General features: G+C 72.5%; 14 protein-coding genes. 3 read left to right on the forward strand and 11 right to left on the reverse strand.

Annotated features, from left to right (window positions below):
• Positions 1–767 precede the first annotated feature (767 nt).
• Complete coding sequence (locus ABZY33_RS27300; RefSeq protein ID WP_356494330.1) at positions 768–1,796, forward strand: helix-turn-helix transcriptional regulator; 1,029 nt, start codon at positions 768–770, stop codon at positions 1,794–1,796.
• Positions 1,797–1,824: 28 nt separating this feature from the next.
• Here ABZY33_RS27300 and ABZY33_RS27305 read toward each other — a convergent pair whose 3' ends face one another.
• From ABZY33_RS27305 to ABZY33_RS27320, 4 genes are all read right to left on the reverse strand, one after another.
• Positions 1,825–2,385 carry a hypothetical protein gene (locus ABZY33_RS27305; RefSeq protein WP_356494331.1) on the reverse strand — a complete coding sequence of 187 codons (561 nt, stop codon included), beginning with the start codon at positions 2,383–2,385 and terminating at the stop codon, positions 1,825–1,827.
• A gap of 346 nt (positions 2,386–2,731) precedes the next feature.
• Positions 2,732–2,959: a hypothetical protein gene (locus ABZY33_RS27310; RefSeq protein WP_356494332.1), complete on the reverse strand. Its 228-nt coding sequence runs from the start codon at positions 2,957–2,959 to the stop codon at positions 2,732–2,734.
• Positions 2,960–3,209: 250 nt separating this feature from the next.
• Complete coding sequence (locus ABZY33_RS27315; RefSeq protein ID WP_356494333.1) at positions 3,210–4,637, reverse strand: TfuA-like protein; 1,428 nt, start codon at positions 4,635–4,637, stop codon at positions 3,210–3,212.
• Between the two features lie 38 nt (positions 4,638–4,675).
• Positions 4,676–5,875, reverse strand: a complete 1,200-nt coding sequence (locus ABZY33_RS27320; RefSeq protein ID WP_356494334.1) for a YcaO-like family protein — start codon at positions 5,873–5,875, stop codon at positions 4,676–4,678.
• A gap of 231 nt (positions 5,876–6,106) precedes the next feature.
• On the opposite strand from ABZY33_RS27320, the gene ABZY33_RS27325 reads away from it, so the two are divergent.
• Together ABZY33_RS27325 and ABZY33_RS27330 are read left to right on the forward strand one after the other, a co-directional pair.
• Positions 6,107–6,832 carry a class I SAM-dependent methyltransferase gene (locus ABZY33_RS27325; protein ID WP_356494335.1) on the forward strand — a complete coding sequence of 242 codons (726 nt, stop codon included), beginning with the start codon at positions 6,107–6,109 and terminating at the stop codon, positions 6,830–6,832.
• Between the two features lie 102 nt (positions 6,833–6,934).
• Complete coding sequence (locus ABZY33_RS27330) at positions 6,935–7,423, forward strand: cytidine deaminase (RefSeq protein ID WP_356494336.1); 489 nt, start codon at positions 6,935–6,937, stop codon at positions 7,421–7,423.
• 41 nt (positions 7,424–7,464) lie between these two features.
• On the opposite strand, the gene ABZY33_RS27335 is transcribed toward ABZY33_RS27330, so the two are convergent.
• From ABZY33_RS27335 to ABZY33_RS27365, 7 genes are read right to left on the reverse strand one after another with little or no spacing between them, the layout of a single operon-like run.
• Positions 7,465–8,544: a nucleotidyltransferase family protein gene (locus ABZY33_RS27335; protein ID WP_356494337.1), complete on the reverse strand. Its 1,080-nt coding sequence runs from the start codon at positions 8,542–8,544 to the stop codon at positions 7,465–7,467.
• Positions 8,541–9,854, reverse strand: coding sequence for a hypothetical protein (locus tag ABZY33_RS27340; RefSeq protein ID WP_356494338.1), 1,314 nt, complete (start codon positions 9,852–9,854; stop codon positions 8,541–8,543). Before ABZY33_RS27340 ends, ABZY33_RS27335 begins: the two co-directional genes overlap by 4 nt.
• Positions 9,851–11,074 carry an acyl-CoA dehydrogenase family protein gene (locus ABZY33_RS27345; RefSeq protein WP_356494339.1) on the reverse strand — a complete coding sequence of 408 codons (1,224 nt, stop codon included), beginning with the start codon at positions 11,072–11,074 and terminating at the stop codon, positions 9,851–9,853. Before ABZY33_RS27345 ends, ABZY33_RS27340 begins: the two co-directional genes overlap by 4 nt.
• Positions 11,067–12,383 (reverse strand): type III PLP-dependent enzyme, encoded by a 1,317-nt coding sequence (locus ABZY33_RS27350; RefSeq protein WP_356494340.1) that lies wholly within the window; start codon positions 12,381–12,383, stop codon positions 11,067–11,069. The genes ABZY33_RS27345 and ABZY33_RS27350 overlap by 8 nt, the downstream gene beginning before the upstream one ends.
• Positions 12,380–13,942: an AMP-binding protein gene (locus tag ABZY33_RS27355; protein WP_356494341.1), complete on the reverse strand. Its 1,563-nt coding sequence runs from the start codon at positions 13,940–13,942 to the stop codon at positions 12,380–12,382. The genes ABZY33_RS27350 and ABZY33_RS27355 overlap by 4 nt, the downstream gene beginning before the upstream one ends.
• Positions 13,939–16,302, reverse strand: coding sequence for a peptidase domain-containing ABC transporter (locus ABZY33_RS27360; RefSeq protein ID WP_356494346.1), 2,364 nt, complete (start codon positions 16,300–16,302; stop codon positions 13,939–13,941). The genes ABZY33_RS27355 and ABZY33_RS27360 overlap by 4 nt, the downstream gene beginning before the upstream one ends.
• A 2-nt stretch (positions 16,303–16,304) precedes the next feature.
• Complete coding sequence (locus ABZY33_RS27365; protein ID WP_356494342.1) at positions 16,305–17,669, reverse strand: condensation domain-containing protein; 1,365 nt, start codon at positions 17,667–17,669, stop codon at positions 16,305–16,307.
• Positions 17,670–17,781: the final 112 nt, after the last annotated feature.

The following is a 17,781-nucleotide window of genomic DNA, read 5'->3' on the forward strand; positions in this document are numbered from 1 at the left end:
GCAAACACCACCTCGTGATAGTTCGACCAGAACGTCGCGTACCGGGTGGCACCTGGGGTCTCGTCCGCCGCTGCCAGGTGCTTCTGGACGTATCTGCCGGGGGACATGTCCCGGCATGCCTGGTCCTAGGCGCCGCAGGCTCACGCCGCGGCCGGCGAGGCCAAGGGTGCCGCGCACAGCAGGCCGCTCAACGCGCCGAACAGGGCCAACAGGCCACCGGCCAGTAGGGCCGGGGGACAGGTAGACAGGGCGCCGCTACGGGCGGGCTCCGCGCCGGGAACGGGCCCCCGGCTCCGACTCCACGGCTGGTCACCGCCGCCCAACCAACCGCCCCGCGCCCGTAGTCCGCCTGCGTCCGCCCGCGAGTGCCCGTTTGCCGGTGCCCCGCATGTCCTCCGTGCCTCCGTTTCGATTCGGGCGCTATGGTATGTCCCGCCCAGCTACGCACCGGTCACGTTTGGGGGGGCATCATCAGCATGAATCGGTGGCGCGTGAACGTCGGCCGGGCGGGTTCGGGGGAGCGTCCGTCGCAGCGTCGCGACGGGTGGCCGACGGGGAGACGCGAGAGATCCTCGCGGTCCCGGCGCGGTGGGCGCCCTCGTCGTGCCCACGCCCCAACTCGGGTGCGTATCCACAGAAGAGAGGACCCTCAGGTCTGTGAAGAGTCGACCGCCCGCATCGCATGGGGCCAAGCGAGTTTCCTGTGTTCCCGCGTCGTTCGGCATAGACAGGGGATGACTGTGCGGCAGTGGGCTGAAGATCCCACAGTGGGTGTCGACCACAAGCTCGGAGCCGAGGAGGAGGCCGTCTACCGGCAGATCGCCCTCCACCGGCAGTTCGACCCGGCGCGGATGGCAGCGGAACTGGCGCTGAGCGAGGCGCAGGTGACCGACGCCGTCGACTCTCTCCTCCAACTGGGCCTGCTCCAGCGGGACACGGTGGGCCACGGCATGCTCAGAGCCGTCGATCCGCACCTGGCGGCCGCGGTGGCGTCGGCGCCCGTGGAACGGGCCATCCGCGAGCAGGAAATATCCCTACGGGCCCTCCGCGACCAGTTCGTGCAGCTCTCCGCACACTACGAGGAGGGGCTGCGCGGCACCCCCGCCACCCTGGAGACCATCCCTGCTCTGAGCGAGGTACGGGCCGCTCTGGACCGGGCCGCCGAGATGTGCCGCGAGGAGATGATCACCGTCCAGCCCGGCGGCACACGCGCCCCCGAGGTGCTCAAAGATGCGCTGGCCAGAGACAGCGAGGTGCTCGCGCGCGGCGTACGGATCCGCACCCTGTACCACCACACCGCGCGCTTCAACAGCCCGAGCCAGGCCTACGTGGCGCTGGCCAGCGCCCTCGGTGCCGAGTACCGGACCGCTCACCAACTCTGCGGCCGGATGATCGTCTTCGACCGCACCCTGGCGTTCCTGCCCGACCACCGGGGAACGTGGGGGGCAGTCGCCATCCGTGAGCCGTCGGTCGTGCACTTCCTGTGCGAACTCTTCGAGCAGGCATGGACGGAGGCGCAGCCCTTCTCCGACGCGGCCGCCGACGGACTGGAGGCCGTGGCCAAGGACCTGGACCGCACCATCCTGCGGCTGCTGGCCACCGGACGGAAGGACGAGACGATCGCCCGCCGCCTCGGCATGTCGCTGCGGACAACCCGCAAGCACATCGCGGACATCATGCAGACGCTCGGCGCCGAGAGCCGCTTCCAGGCCGGATTCGCCGTCGCCACACGGGGGTTGCTCAGCGATGACGACCCGGCCTCCGAGGGTGAGGAACTCCAGAACTCCGACTCGTGAACAGACGCCACGTCAAGAACCCGGGCCCTCACCCGGGTTCGTTCAGGACGAGCTCCATCAGGACCGTCGGGGTGTGCACATCGAGGAGGTCATAGGCGTGGCCGCGGGGCACGAACAGTGTCCCGCCCGCACGTAGGCGCAGGTCCACCGCATCCTTCGGAGATTCTCCCGCGGCATCGGCATCGCGCGTGACCCGGCACCGGCACGCGCCGTCGAGCACCGTCACCATGTACTCGGCCGCGCACGACGCCTGCCGGGCGCCGACCGCCCCGCAGGAAAGGAACCGGTAGGACGGGCGGACCAGCAGGCCCAGCTGCTCGCCGAGCGCGGCTGCCAGCAGCTCGGCCTCCGGGCCGACGGCCCCGGGTTGTCGCGGCGGCCCGGCCGCGGGGGATACCCGCGGTCCGGGTGCGCGGGACCCGTCACCGGGCGGACGGCCGGAGCGCGCGAGGCGTTGCAGTGCGGGCAAAGTGCGGAGATTCTCGGGCCAGAACAGCGCTGGGCCCTTGTCCCCGTTCGTCGCGACGCACAGCGCGATCTCCCGCACGAACGCATCGAGCGGCTTGTCCAGCCGTTGGGGCTGCGGCACAACTCTCCGATCTCGCCTCGGCCCGTCCCAGGCCGGAAAACCGCGGGCTCCGTCGAGTCGGTGCCGCTTCCGTCGCTGCACAGAATTACCACCGGGCCCGGCACCCGACGGCGGTGTGAAAGGCATTGTGACGTTCGCGCGTCCGCCCGTGTAGTCACGAGTCTCCGCGACACCGCGCGGATGTGCTCCCCAACAGCCCGACCGCCCGGCAGGCCGAGGGGCGGCCTGCCGGGCGTGGTCCTCCCCGACCGGAATCGGGGTCATCCGGGGGCGACGGGCGAGCGCTCGCGGTCGCGCAACGGGGCCGGAGCGGAGGGAGCCGGCGGCCCGCGGTGGCGGTGCGCGCTCAGCTGGACGCCTTCGGGGGTTCGATGCTGCCCCAGCCGCTGTCGGCCGGCGTGACGGCCGTACGCAGTTCGCCCGAAGCCACGGGGGGCTCGACACTGCCCCAGCCGCTGTCGGAGGTGTTCGCCGCGACGGCGGAGTGCAAGGCCGTGCCCTCCGCGACGGACACGGCGCCGAGGGCGAGCAGTGCGGCGGTGATCACTGCGGTGACGGGGCGTCTGGCGTTCACTGGGACTCCTGTCGTGAAGTGGTGCGGAATCGCGGCGGGCGGGCTCTCGGTCCGCAACCCCCGCTGACTCAAGGTTCTCCGGTACGGGCCCCGCTCGCCATGGGATCAGGGGCTCACCAACCTGCTCGGCAGCAAGACGAACGGCCCGCAAAAGGGGCGAAGATTGACAAAACGGTGCTCCTCGGCCGGACTTCTGCCGACGCGGCCGCCGGGTGTCCGGCGTCCCACGGTTCCGAGGGGGCGGACGGATTCAGCGGCTCGGCCACTCGGCCTCCCAGACAGCGGTCGAGATGTGGCGCTTGAGGTCGTCCTCGTCAATCTCCCGCGCCTCGCAGGTCAGCTCGGGGGCGGCGGACGGTGTCGTCGAGTCGCCGTGCACGTAGTGGAACTCGTCCCTGACGGCCTTCAGGAACTCGTAGCCGTCCAGGAAGTCGAGACTGATGGCGTACCGGTGGATGTCACCGGGGAACGGCGTGCCGATCGAGGCGAAGTACCAGCGCAGGACTTCCTTGTCCGCCACGTGGCCGGGGCCGGACGGGTCCGCGAGTCCGTGCGCCGCGATGAAGTGCTTCTTCGCGCGGGCGCGGCGCACGACGCGCGCGTGGTCGGCGTCCGAGCGCAGCGCGCGGAGCAACGGCAGGTTCAGGGCGCCGCCGTAGGGGCGGTGGCTGCGGGCGAGGACCTCGTCCTCGACGAGGGAGGTGAAGACCTCCTGCGTGTACTCGCGTTCGGCCAGCCAGTTCCGCCACCGGGCATCCGCTGTCAGGTGGTGGGTCGTGCGGAATCGGGCCAGCGCGGCCGATGTCCTGGTCCGCGCGTCGGGGGGCGGTGTGCCCAGGCGGGGCACGACGGCGCCGAGCGCGTCGCGGCGCAGGCGGAGATAGCGGGCGGGGCGCAGCCTGACCTCGTTGAGGATCGCGTTGATCCGCAGGAAGTCGCCGTCCCCGTCGTGGACCAGACCGTTGCTGTGCGACCGTTCGACGAACGCGTTGCGCTGGAGGGGGAAGCCCGCGTCGGACCTGGGGAGCGTGCCGTGCTCACCGCGCATGACGGCGAGCATGGCGAGGGCGTCGCACTTCTTCTGGTCGACCGAGTGCTCCGCGACGAACGCCGAGAGCGCGTCGATCTCGTGCTCCGGCAGCCCGGCGGCGCGGCCTTCCGCGAGGGTCAGGCGCAGGTTGCGCTGCGGGTAGTACGTCGCCTTGGCGAGGTCCAGGAGGCGCTGCTCGGTGGCGTCGCCGATGACGTCCCGGGCGCGCGCCTCGCGGAGCGTGGCCCGTATGTTCACCATCGCGTCGGAGAGTTGTACGTGGTCGTCGTCCCGGCCGGCGTGCGCGACGGTGACCTCATCGTCGTCCTCGAGGACACCGCCCAGGTACTGCTCGAAGACCCTGCCGATGCCGCGCATGCCGAACGGGGCGAGTTCGACGGCGCGCAGCGCTCCCATGCTGGCGCTTCCGTAGACGGGGATGCCGGCGTGCAGCGCCTCCAGGATCTCCTTGTGCCAGACCGCGGGCACGTCGTGGAACCTCCCGTCGATGATGCCGATCGCCGTCGGGCCGTCCTGCACCAGCGCGTTGATATGGCCCTGCTCGACCGGCGGCAGGTACACCACGTCCCAGTCTTGCGGGCGGTCCTCCTCGGCCAGGGTCGGACCCACGAAGACGAACGCTGTCATTGTCTGGCTCCTTGGTCGGTCACCGTGCTTTGCGCCGCTCACTCCATGGGGGCCAGCAGGCCCGGGACGAGCACCTTCATCACCGGGATTCCGATGTGCGTCTTGGTCAGGTCGACCACGACGATCTGCGACTGCCCCCTCTCGTGCAGCGCGTCCACGATCGTGAGCACGTCCTGCTCGAACGTGTCGTGCCGGTGGCTCGGCGTCTCGTGGAAGGCGCGCGTGCCGCCGCTCCCGCACATCTCCTTCCACTTGGCCGTGAGCCGCAGCCTGTCGCGCTGCGAGTCGTACACGTTGCGGGGCAGATCGTCGCGGGCGCCGGAGATGAAGGTGAGCCGGGTCTGGGCGGCCTCCGTGAGGGCACGCAGAAGGGCGATCTCGCGGCGCAGATGCGTTCCCCAGCCGGTGTTGATCGGCAGCGGACTGTGCGAGGTCCCCGGGTCCTCACCGATGCCGCACTCGAACGTGGGGATGCCCAGGTCGGGTGTCAGGTCCCGGACCGTGACCCGAAGGCCCGCGGACAGGAAGACGTCGAGGACCTGTCGGCAGGCGGGATCGTCCACCGTGGCGAGGTCGACCGTGTTCCGCGGGGCGGCGGGCCGCACGGAGTCCCTGATGAACGTGTCGCGCTCGACCAGTTCGCACAGGGCGTGGGCCAGGGCTTCCATGGGGTGGTTGCCGGAGGCCAGCCCGTTGGAGTTCCCCCACGGCGGTACGGTGGCATGTCCGAGCAGGTCGAAGCCGTCACAGCGGAAGTCCATGGTGACGAGGGCGTGGGGGACCCAGACGGCGCCGCCGCCGGTCAGGTCGCGTCCCTCCACCCACAGCCGCCTGCGGTCCCGGACGTCCTCGCTGCGGAAGAGTTCGTGCCGCTCCAGGTCCAGCACCTGCCCGAGCCGCGCCATCTCCCGAGGCGTGCCCAGACGCAGGGGCAGGGTCATGTTCTCCGCGTGCCACCGCTCCAGGCTCTCCATCACGCAGGACGCCCGCGCCGCGTCGAGGGTGAGGCCCTTGCCCTGGTGGACGGCGAGGGAACGCGAGTTGGGCCGGACCGACAGCACAACGGGTATACCGAGCACGTCCAGACCCGTCACGTTGGCGACCCGGGTCAGACCGATCTCGGCGAAATGGGGGCGGACCCTCTCGAAGGTCTCCCGCGGCGGTACCAGACGGTCCGTCCCGTGCCGGTGGCCCTTCGCCGTGGCCGCTGACTTGATGGTGTCCAGCGAAAGTTCCATCACGCTGATTCCTTCGTCAAGGGTGGGTTCCGGCGGTACGGGCGATGTCTGCGGGACGCATTTTTCCGGAGTCCGGCACGCGCCATAAGTACCGAATACTCGTGACGGCCGCACTTGCCGACCGGAGCGATGAAACGGCGGAGCCGGTGCCAGGATGAGAGCGGCGCAAGAGATCCGGCGGCCCGTCACCGCGGAGAGCGGAGGACACCGGAAGGGAAAGGACCGGAAACCATGGAAACCAGCTATGCCCAGCTCCACCTCGATCCCGAACTGAACCACAGCTCGGGCTATTTCACGAGTGACACCCTGTCCCTGGAACAGGCGCAGCGCGCCAAGACCGAGGCGATCTTGTCCCGCTGCCGGATCGAGCCGGCCATGCGGGTCCTCGACGTCGGCTGCGGTTGGGGCGCGACCGCGAGGGCCGCGACGCAGCGGTACGGGGCGCACTGCATCGGCATCACCCTGGACGAGGGGCAATTGGCCTACGCGCGCCGACGGGACGCGGAGAGCGGCGGCCCGCGCGTGGATTTCCGTCTCAGCAGCTGGGAGGAGTTCACCGAACCCGTCGATCGCATCGTCTGCGTCAACGCCTTCGAGAACTTCGAGGACAAGCGGGGCTTCCTTCCGCACTGCCGCACGCTGCTCCCGGTGGGAGGCATCATGGTCATGCTGACGGTGACGGCCGACCGCCGGATGTTCCGCGTGCCGTCGAAGGACGAGATCGTGGAACGCGCACGGGAATCGGGATTCGACGTGCACACGTCCGGCTCGCTGGCCGCCGACTACGCGCGCACGCTCGACCTGTTCGTCCGGAACCTGAACGCCAACCGGACCGCGCTGCTTTCCCTGGTAAGTGAACGGCGACTGGACTGGCACCTGAATTACTACGCGAAATCCGCCGCATACCTCAGGTCGGGTCTGAACGACATGTTCGAGTTCACGTTCACCGCCCTCTGACACGGAACACCGCCGACGTCACCCGGCATCGGGACAGCCCGCCAGGCGTGTCAAGAGAACTCGTGATGGTGGCCCGCAAACGACCCTCTCTAGCATCACCGCATGATTGTTCCCAGCCGAGAACTGACCCCCGACGACCTCGAACTCATCGCATTCGCCCAGGAGATCGTCGAGGCGCACTCCGACGGCGACATCAGCGCCCACACCATGGCCGCAGCCGTCAGGGGCGCCGACGGAAAGGTGTACGGCGGGATCAACGTCTACCATTTCACCGGCGGCCCCTGCGCGGAACTCGTCGCGCTCGGCCACGCCCGGGCCTCCGGCGCCAGGGAGCTGTCCACGATCGTCGCGGTGGGCGATGCGGGCCGGGGACCCGTCGGCCCGTGCGGCAGGGACCGCCAGGTGCTCTTCGACTACCACCCCGGCATCCGGGTCCTCCTCCCCACCCCCGAAGGCGTGCGGAGCGTCCGGATCGAGGACCTGCTGCCGCTCGCCGAACACGCCGGCCGCGCACAGGTCCTGAGCCGGCTCCGCAAGAACCGCCGGGCACGGACCGAGCCGCCCTCGCCCACGGCGCGCGCCTGCCGGTGACCGCCCTCGCGAGGCACGTCGCCCGGGTGCGTCACCACACGTCAGCCCGGAAAGCCGTCCCGGCCCTCGCCCAGCCACTCCGCGGTGGCCTCCTCGCCCACCCCCACGTCCTCGGCGAGCGAGGTCCCGAAGACCCGGTCGGTGTGCCCGCAGGCCCACGCCACCGGCCGGGCGAGGCCGTGGGCGGCGATAGCGTCGCGGACCGCCGCGCGCTCACCGGCACCGAGCCGGCGCCACTCCCGCAGCACCTCCGCCACCTGGGAGAGATTGGCGCCCTTCAGCCGGGCGAACCGGTCGACCCACCCCTCACGGAACAGGTGCAGGCACACGAACAGGAAGGAATGCGCGCCGGACAGCGCGGGCAACGACGCCCCGCCCGCCGGCAGGCTCCGCCGTCCGGCCAGGACCTCGTCCATCGGCACCTGCCACGTCGCACCGTGCCAGGTCAGACTGTTGGCGACGTCCAGGACGACGACCGGCACCACCGGGTCCGGGCCGAGCCGGTGGAAGTGCGGCAAGTGGTCCGGTGACAACTGGTAGATACGCAACTCGGCACGGGACCGGGGCAACAGGCGCCCCGAGACCGAGTCCCAGACCTGCTCCGCTACATACCCGGCATCGACCAGCGCGGCTCTCAGCCGATCCCGGTCCCCGGGCCGGATCATCAGGTCGATGTCGTTGAACTGACGCACCGCGCGTCCGTCGTAGAGCCGGTCCTGCGCGACGACCCCCTTCGTCCAGGCGGCGGCGATCCCGGCCGCGGCGACGGCCCGCGACACCCGGGCGGCCTCCGCCGTCAGTACGGCCGCCCGGTGGCGGGCGATCTGATGGAACGACAACAGCGGCACCCGCAGGGGGACGGGGAACGAGCGGCGCAGCCCGTGCCGGTGCACATAGTCGGAGAGCGCGGCGCCGAGCTTGTGCCGCAGAGCGTGCTCGATCAACCGCCCGTGGTCGAAGTCCGGCCGGCGCAGCAACTCCCCGACGTCGTCCGGCACCTGGTCGAGCCCCTGACGCTCGGCCACCGCCAGCAGGACGGTCCGCTCATCGCCCTCCAGCGCGAACGGTCGCTGTGTCCCGCCGGCCGCGGGGACCGGCGCGTGTGTCGATGAGGTGCTCACTCGTTCCTCCATGAGGACGGGGTGGCCGGCGCATGCTCCGCGGGCCCCTGATGGACGCTCTGACGAAAGCCGTCGGCCGCGACGGCGGACGGCGGCGCGGGATCACCGCAGGCACAGGCATCGTCCCGGCAGGCGCTCTCCAAGGCCGCACCGAGCAGCGAGGCCGTCGCGTCGTCACAGTGCCGTGCGGGGCTCCACCTCAGTTGCCGCACGGGCACCTCCGCGACGAGCCGCGCCAGTGCCCGGCGCGCGGCCGACGGATCCTCCCGGAAGGGCCGGGCGGCGAGCCAGTGCGTCCGGTATGCGGGGTCGGGCACGAGCAGATGGGTCTCGAGCGCGCCGAGCGGGTTGGCAGGACGGGTCGGCTCCGGTCGGACGACGTCCTGCGCCCGCAGTTCGACGATCCCGTCGAGGGGAGCGGCGCTCAGGCAGCCCCCGCCCACCAGGGTGCGCACCTCCTTGTTGGCGAGCGACAGCTTCCCGGCGCTCCGGGAGCTCTCGCTCAGCACCCCGGAGCGAGCGAGCTCCGCCAGCCAGTCCGGCCTGGAACGGCCCACCGAGGCCTCACCCATGAGCTGGGAAGCCAGCCCCAACGCCGCCACCGCACCGGCACCGAGGCGGGTGGTGGAAGGCAGGCCGACCATCCACCAGCCGTGCGGACCGCGCGCGCCGCCCGGCGGCAGCAGGAGCAGCCGGTCGGTGGCGACGACACGGCCGCCCGCCTCGGCCACCCGGACGGCCGACGAGGTCTTGCCCGCCCCGGCGTCACCGGGCAGCATCACGGCCCGGCCGTCGGGCAGCACCGCGGCCCCGGCGTGGAACATCAGCGCCCCCCGCCGTACCAGATCCTCACGGATCAGCTCACGCAGCAGCCGGCCCACGGCGACAGCGGCTCCGTCCACCGCCGCGCCGACCACCGTCCAGGAGACGAAGTCCTCGGTGAGCAGGACGTGATCCCACTCCTGGCCCTCGCCGGAGGCCAGCACCCGGCCCGCTCCCTCGCCCGGCCAGGTCTCGTACCACCATCCGGCGAACGACTCCACCGACGTGGAGGGCCGTCCGGCGCCGGCCGAGCGGACGCGCTCGACGAGCCCGGGGTCGATGACCAGCGTCACGCGGTGGTCCGTACGAGACCTGGGGGCGGCGTCCAGTACTTCGTGCTGCGCCGCGATCTCGGCGCGGACGCCGTCGAGGGCGGTGACCACCTCCAGGCGCAGGTCGAACCACGACACGGTGACCGGCGGGGCGGCGACCTCGGCAGGGACGGGTGGCCACGGGCGGCGCTCTGATGCCGGGTACGGCGCGTTCACAGCAGACCCACCTTCCGGTCGAGCAGCGCGAGGGAGCCGTTGGCCGTCAGCAGCCGGTCGTTGGCGTAGTTGAGGGCGGCCGACCGCAGGTCCCGGAAGACACGCTCCAGGCGCAGCGGACTCTCGGCGCCGTAGCCGGCCGAGAGTCCGGCCAGCTGGACCATGCGGTCCACCGCGCTGAACGACAGCTCGGAAGCGGCGAGTTTGAGGGTGTTGAGCTGAATCTGCAGAGCGGGGGCGTCGAGGCTGCCACCGACGGCACGCACCTCGTCGACCCGTTCCCGCATCCGTTCCAGATAGGCGCTGACCAGCTCCAGTTCGAGCCGTACGCGCGCGAGGCGCTCGCGGACCAGCGGGGACGTCGTGTCGTGCGCGGAGCTGCCGCGCAACCACCCCAGCAGTCCGCGCAGCGCACCACGCGCCGCGCCGAGCCAGCACGCGCTCCAGCCGAGATGGGCGAGCGGGATCATGCTGTCGGTCGCCACCCGGCGGAACCCGCCCGGAGCACCGACGACCTGATCGGCCGGGACTTCGCCCCGCAGCCGCAGCGGCCCGCTGTCGGTACCGCGCATGCCCAGGGTCTTCCACTTGCCGGTGGACTCGACGGTCAGGGCCGACCGGTCGGCGTAGACGAGGGACACGGAGTGCCGGCCCGCGTCCTGCGCCGCGCGCATGGTGACGAGGAAGCCGTCGGCGTGACCGCCCCCGGTGACGACGGGGGCGGTCCGCTCCAGCCACAGACCGCCGTCCTGCGACGCGTCGTCGGTTGTGCGGCGCAGTGGTTCGGCGGCGGTCAGCAAGTGCCCGCCGGTCACCGGCCCGGTAGTGACGGAGGCCAGGTACAGCTCGCCGCGGGCGACGGCGGGCAGGAGCCGGTCGAGCAGCCCGGAGCCGGCGTGCCGGACGAGGGCATCGACCTGCTGGCAGTGCATCACCCAGATCATGGCGGTCGACAGGCAGCCCCCCGCGAGGGCCTGGGCGGTCGCCACCAGCCCCGCCAGGTCCCCGCCCATTCCCCCGTGCTCGGTGGGGACCAGAAAGCCGAGATACCCCGCGCGCCGCAACGCGTCCACGCTCTCCTCGGGGAACGCGGCCTCGCGGTCGGCCGCGTCGGCGTGCTCGGCAAGGACCGCGACGAGCCGGGCGAGCGTATCGGGCCCCTCGATGCGCTCACGAGGTACCGCGGGACGCTGCGCCCCGCGCAGACCGGTCTCAGGCATGGATGTCAACTCCCGTTGTCCGCAGCGTCAGTTGTCGGGCCGACACCACCGTGCGTCCGTCCACCGTGATCTCGACGGGCGCCGGACGGCTGAGGAAGCCCAGCAGGCTCGCGGTCAGTCCGTAGGCGCCGGTGTTGGGCACGGCCAGCACCTGGCCGGGCCGGGGATCGGCCAGGTCGGCGGCCGGATTGAGTACGTCCAGAGGGGTGCAGAGCGGCCCGACGAGGCTCACCCGCTCCGCGCGGGAGGGGGCGGGCGCGATCGGCGGCCGGGCCCCTTCAGCGGGCAGGACGGGCACCGGGACCGTCCGGGGAGCCATGAGACGGCCCAGGCCGGACATCCCGCCCAGGACGTTGACGCCCGCGTCCAGAACCACGAAGGTCCGGTCACCGGAGCGCTTGACGTCGACGACCGTGGTGAGCAACGTGCCCGCGGCGGCGGTCAGATGACGGCCCGTCTCGAAGGCGACACCCGGTCCGCCGTCCTGGCCGCGACCGGGGAAGTGCGCGTCGAGAGCGGCCGCGAGGGTTCCCGCCAGCGCGGGAAACCGCGGAAGCGGGCCCGGCCGCGCCATCGGAGCGGGGAAGCCCCCGCCGAGGTCGAGGAGTTCCGGTACGAAACCGGCGCTCCGGGCGACCTCGACCGAGGTGGCCAGCGCCTGCCGGAGCTCGACGGCCAGCGCCCGCGGGTCCTCGACGTTGGTGGCCGAGAAGGTGTGGGTGCCGACCGGCCGGGCGGGCCCGGCCGGGGTGAACAGCGCCGCCAGCTCCTCCCGCGCCTGCCAGTCGGTGCCGAAGGCCGTCGGGCGTCCGGTCATCCGCAGCGAACCGCCACTGCTGCCGCGCGGCCCGTTGAGCCGCACCAGGTACTCCGCCCGCGTGCCGGTGTCCCGGCAGGCCCGGGCAAGCCGGTCGCGGTCGGCGAGCGACTCGACGGAGAACTGCCGCACGCCCGCGTCGAGCGCGCCGCGCAGCTCACCGGGGGTCTTGCCCGGTCCCGTGTACAGGGCGTCCGCACACCGGGCGCCGGCACTGCGCACCGCCGCCAGCTCGCCCAGCGAGCTGATCTCGCTGCGCAGACCGCACCCGGCGAGCTCCCGGACGACCAGCGGGTGCGGATTGGCCTTCACCGAGTACAGCAGCGCGGCCCCGGCGGGCAGATCGGCGCGCAGAGCGTCGGCGGCCTCGCGCAGGGCGGCCAGATCGTAGACGTACGCGGGGGTGCCGAACCGCTCCGCGAGGGCGTGCAGCCCGGCGTGGTCCAGGGGCCCCGGCACGCCGTCGGCCAGGGCGGCCGTGACCGGGCTCACCGCGCGGCCCCTTCCGGCGCGGGCAGTGCGGCCCGGTCGACCTTGCCGTGCGCGGTGCGCGGCAGGTCGGCGACGACGACGCACCGGTCGGGGGTGCGGGCGGCGCCGAGGCGCTCGCAGAGACCGCGCAATACCCCCTCCGGCGCGAGGTCGGTGACCGCCCACACGGTCAGGGTGCCGTCCGCGGCGGGCGGGACCGCCGCCGCGGCCCGCACTCCGGGTATGTCGAGCATTGCCAGCTCCAGTTCCTGAGTGCCCATGCGCCAGCCGCGCCGCTTGAACAGGTCGTCGGCGCGACCCGCGAAGTACAGCCGTCCGTCGGCGTCGAGCCGGCCGTGATCGCCGGTGAACACCGCCGGACCCGCGCCGTCCGGCGCCGGGCGGAATCGCACGGCGTTCTGCTCCTCGGCCCTCCAGTAGCCGGCCATCACGTGGGGGCCCGCCGCCACGATCTCCCCGCTCTCGCCGGGCGGCAGGGGCCTCCCGGCGGGGTCCACCACCCACAGGCGGGTGCCGGGCAGGGCCCGGCCCACGGTCGCCGGGTGGGCCAGGTCCTCGTCGGGGTCGGCGACGGTGATCCGCTTGCACTCGCTCATGCCGTACATGCAGACCACCGCCGCGCCGGGGAAGGCGCCGCGCAGCCGGTGGACGTCCTGACCGGTCAGCGCGGCACCGGTGTTGGTGAACAGCCGGACCGGCAGCGGACGCCGGTCGCGGGCCGCGAGCCGCGCCAGCATGGCCGCGTACGTGGGGACGACCGGCACGACGGTGGCCCCGGCCGCGCGCAGCGCCACCAGTTCGCGGGACGAGGCCGTGCCGTCCGGCAGCACCAGTTCGGCCCCCGCCAGGGCACAGAGGAAGATCTGGTAGAGCCCGTAGTCGAAGGAGAGCGGGAGCCGGGTGAACACCACGTCGTCCGGGCGGTAGGCCAGCCGCCCGAAGATCGCGCGGGCGGCGAAGGCGACCGCCCGGTGCGGGCAGACGATGCCCTTAGGGCGCCCGGTGGAACCGGAGGTGTACAGCAGCAGGGCCGTGCCGTCGGCAGGGACGGCCACCGGCTCGGCCACCGGTCCGTCCAGCAGCTCCGCCGGGGTGACCGGCCTCGCTCCCACGCGCTCGGCGAGGGCGGTGAGTTCGGCGCGGTCCGACACGAGCACCCGGGGCGCGGCGTCGGTCAGCACCCAGCCCAGTTCGAACGGCGAGGCGGAGCCGCCCGCCGGTACGACGACGGCGCCGACGCGCAGCGCGCCGAAGAGCACCGCCGTGAACGGACGGCCGGGCGCCAGCACGACCAGCACCCGGTCGCCCGGAGCGACTCCCCGGGCCAGCAGGGCACCGGCGACGCGACGGCTCGCGGCCTGGAGCTCGCGCCAGGTCCAGCTGCCCGCGTCATCGGTGACACCGGGCCGCTCCCCGAAGCGCCCGGCCGCCGCGTCGAGCAGCGCCACCACGTCAGGTACGGGCGGCTCGACGCCGCCGCTCGCCGCGGTGGCGGTGCCCGCGCACGCGAGCCGGTCGTCGGTGTGTGTCGCCGTGGATCTCCCGTGCGCGGCCCTCACGAGGCCAGCTCCCGGTACGGGCCGTCGGCGGCCATGAGATCGCGGTGCCGGCCGCGCTGCACGACCCGGCCCCTCTCCAGCACCACCACCTGGTCGGCGTCCTCCACCGCGGTCAGCCGGTGGGCGATCACCACCAGGGTGCAGCCCAGCGCGGTCAGCCGCCGGAACACCTCCCGCTCCACCACCGGATCGAGCGCGCTGGTCGCTTCGTCGAGAATGAGCAGCCGTGGCTTGCGCACCAGCGCACGCGCCAGCACCACCCGCTGCCGCTGGCCGCCGGAGAGCCCGCCGCCCCCCGGGGCGAGCAGGGTCTGGTAACCCATGGGCATGGCCGCCACGTCCTCATGGATGCCCGCCACCCGGGCCGCCTCCTGCACGTCCGCGTCCGACACGTCGGTGCCGCCCCAGGCGATGTTGTCGCGGATGCTGGCGCCGAACAGCCGTGCGTCCTGGGCGACGAAGGCGATGGCGCGACGGTAGTCGGCGGTGTCGACCGAGGCGAGGTCCTGACCTCCGGCGAGCACGCGCCCCGCGGTCGGGCCGTACAGACCGGCCAGCAGCAGCCCGCAGGTCGACTTGCCCGAGCCCGACGCCCCGATGAGCGTGGTGAAGCTGCCGCGCGGCACGTCGAACGAGACGTCGGTGAGCACCGGGGGCCCGCCCTGGTAGGCGAACGAGACGTTCTCCACGGCGAGTTCGCCCGCGACGCGGGGCCCCGCCGTACCGGGCGGCCGCTCCGCCGGGGACTCCAGGATGTCGCTCAGCCGGGAGAGGGAGGCGCCGAGCGCCGACGTCTGCAGGCCGACCTGGGCCAGGTTGGCGAGCGGCACCAGCAGCCCCATGGCCAGCACGCTGAAGCCCAGCACCCTGCCCTCGGAGATCCCGCCCTGCGCGATGCGGACCGAGCCGGCGACCAGGATGAGCAGCGGAGCACCGACCTGCAAGGCGATACTCAGACTCGACGCCAGGGCCGCCAGGCGCCGACTGCGCAGCCGGGTGTTCAGCTCCTCGGCGAGGGTCTGGCTGAACCGTCGCCCGGCCACCGCTTCCAGACCGGCCGACTTCAGGGTGCCCATGCCTTCCAGGAGTTCGGTCAGTTCCCCGTCCGCCCGCGCCTGCGCCTCCAGGGCGTCGGCGCCCGCATACCCCTGGCGCCGCCAGAACAGGGCCACCAGCGCGACCTGGAGGAGCGCCAGCACGATGACGAAGGCGGCGAGCAGCGGATCGGCGATCAGCAGCAGGGCCATGTAGACGAGGATCAGCAGCCCGTCGAAGACGCTGGCGAAGGCGGTGGCGGAGAGCGTCTGCCGCACGGTCGAGCTGGTCCGTACCCGCTGTTGCAGATCGCCCGGACTGCGGCTGGTGAAGAACCCGTACGGCAGCGCGAACAGCCGGTGCACGATGCCGAGGGTCACCGTCTCGTCGACCAGCGTCTGGATGGTCAGGAACGCGGCGGAGCGGACGAACTGCAGGACGAAGTCGAGGCCGACGAGGCAGCCGAGCCCGACGGCGAGGAACTCCAGGTGGCCGAGGGCGTGCCCCGGCGCCACGCTCTCCACCACGTAGTTCGTGGCCAGCGGGGTCGCGAGGTTGAAGCCGAGCAGCAGCAGCGAGCAGACGACGAAGGGCGTCCAGCGACGTGTCCTGGGGAGGAACAGCCGCAGATACCGCCAGGGCCGGTCGGTTCCCGCCGGGCGCTTGGGTCCGCGCCCCGCGGAGGGGTCCTCGAGCGGCGGGGTCAGGACCAGTGCCACCCCGGTGAACGAGTCTCCGACCTGTTCGAGCGGCAGCCGTCTGCGGCCGTGCTGCGGGTCGACGAGGTAGACCCACCGCCCGCTGACCCGCTCCAGGACCACGAAGTGGTCGAAGTTCCAGAACAGGACGGCGCCGGTGGGCAGATCGTGCAGCCGCGGCAACGGCACCCGCACGCCCCGCCCCTCGAACCCGTACCCGCGGGCGACGTCCAGGAGCCGGCGGGCGGAGACACCGTCCCTGCCGGTGGCGGTGGCCTCTCGCAGCTCCCGCACCGGTACGTCGACGCCGTGCAGGGCCAGCACCATGGAGAGGCTGGCGGCGCCGCAGTCGCTGGTCTGCGCCTGGAGCCGCACCGGCACGCGCCGCCGGTCGCGCGAGGGCAGCCACCTCTCGGTCAGCCGACGCAGCAGGAGCGGTCGGCTCAGCAGCCGGCCGGTCTCCAGGGCCGGGCCCAACTCCCGGGAGCCGCCGCGTGCCTTGACCGCCTGCCGGCGGTAGCGCAGCGGGCCGGGACGGGGTGGTGCCGGGTCCGGTGGTTCAGTGAGCGCCGCGGGGGCGTCGCCGCCGTGGGGCGACGCCGAGCGAGAAGGGGAGGAGGGGAACATGGTCACGAGGGGTCTCCCGGGAAGACGGCCCACGGCGACGCGGAGCGGGCGACGGCGCCGAGCGCCGTGTTCAGGTCCGCCGTGAAGCGGTCCGCCTGCGCCACCGAGAACTCACGGGGGTCGAAACAGAGGACAAACGTCACACTCTGCTGGTATTCGTTGACGATGAAACTGATGCCGTCGCAGGTGTAGTTGACCTGCGGGGCGAACGCGTTGTGCGTGAGACGCAGCCCGCCGGGACCGGCCTCCACGAAACGCTCCGCGTGCAGGGTGTAGCGGACGATGGCGCCGCGCAGCCCGTCGCCGTCCGCCCGGCCCGGCGCTCTCCGCGCCCGGCACAGGTCGGTATACGCGATGTGCTGATGACGCATCGTCTGCATCAGTTCGGAGCCGATCCGGCGCAGGAGCGTCGTGAGATCAGTGGAGCGTTCGACGAGAATCGGCAGGCCCCGGGAGAATTTGCCCACCACGGTCCGTTCGCCGGTGCTCCGCGTGTCCAGCGGAAGCGTCATCGCGAGACCGGGCCGCGTCGTGTGCAGGAAATAGATGCGGGCGAAATGGGCGAGCGCGAACTGGAAGAGCGTCACTTTCGCCTCCCGGCAGCTGAGCCGCAGAGAGGCGACGGCCGGGCCCGGAATGAACGAGAAACGCGTGATCGCGGCAGGTGCCGGGGCATCGGAGGGGGCGTCGGCTCCGCTCCCGGCGTTCTCCGGCTCGTCCAACAGCGCGGCCATGGCCTCGAATTTGCGGGACCAGTAGCGGTGCTCGACCGTGGCGGAACGCCGGTCGTGCTGCTCGCGGGCCCGGCTGATCGCGGCGAGCAGCCCGTCCCCCTCACCGTCGCTCGCGTACTCCTGGTCCGCCAGCGCGGCGCCGTAGGCCTCCCACAGCCGGCCGCGGACGAGGGAGCGGCTGGCGAGATCGGCGGTCAGCGTCGGCAGATCGACGATGAGCGCGTGCAGCTGCTCGGAGTAGCGGAAGAGGCGGAAGCGGAAGGGAGGCCGGCTGCTCAGGTCGAAGGGCTCCGCGAGCGCCTGGGCGCGGGCCCCGGCCAGGTACGTCCCGAACTGCTCCGGTGAGCGGGCCTTGATCCGGCGGGCGTCGAGCAGGCCCTCGGGCGGGGGCGCGTCGGCGAGCCACTGCACGGGCCGGCCGTCGGACGCCGTGCCCACGCGCAGCCGCAGCGCCTCGTGCATGGTCACCAGGGCCGAGAGGGCGCGATGCAGGGCCGGCACGTCCAGCGGGCCCTCGATCCGCTCGGCGAGCTGAACGACCTTCGTGGGCTGCTGGGTCTCCCGCAGCCGCCCGTACTCGTGCTCCTGCGCGTAGGAGAGCTCCGACACGCCGCCGGTTCGCTGCTGGGTCACTGGGCTGCCTTTCCGTACGTGCTCCGGACGCGACGGTGGCCGGGGAGGGCGCGCCGCGCCCTCCCCGGCCACCGGGCAACCACAACGGGTCTGCACAGCGAGCGCAGAGTCA

The organism is Streptomyces sp. NPDC006552 (assembly GCF_040611655.1).
Lineage (GTDB): Bacteria > Actinomycetota > Actinomycetes > Streptomycetales > Streptomycetaceae > Streptomyces.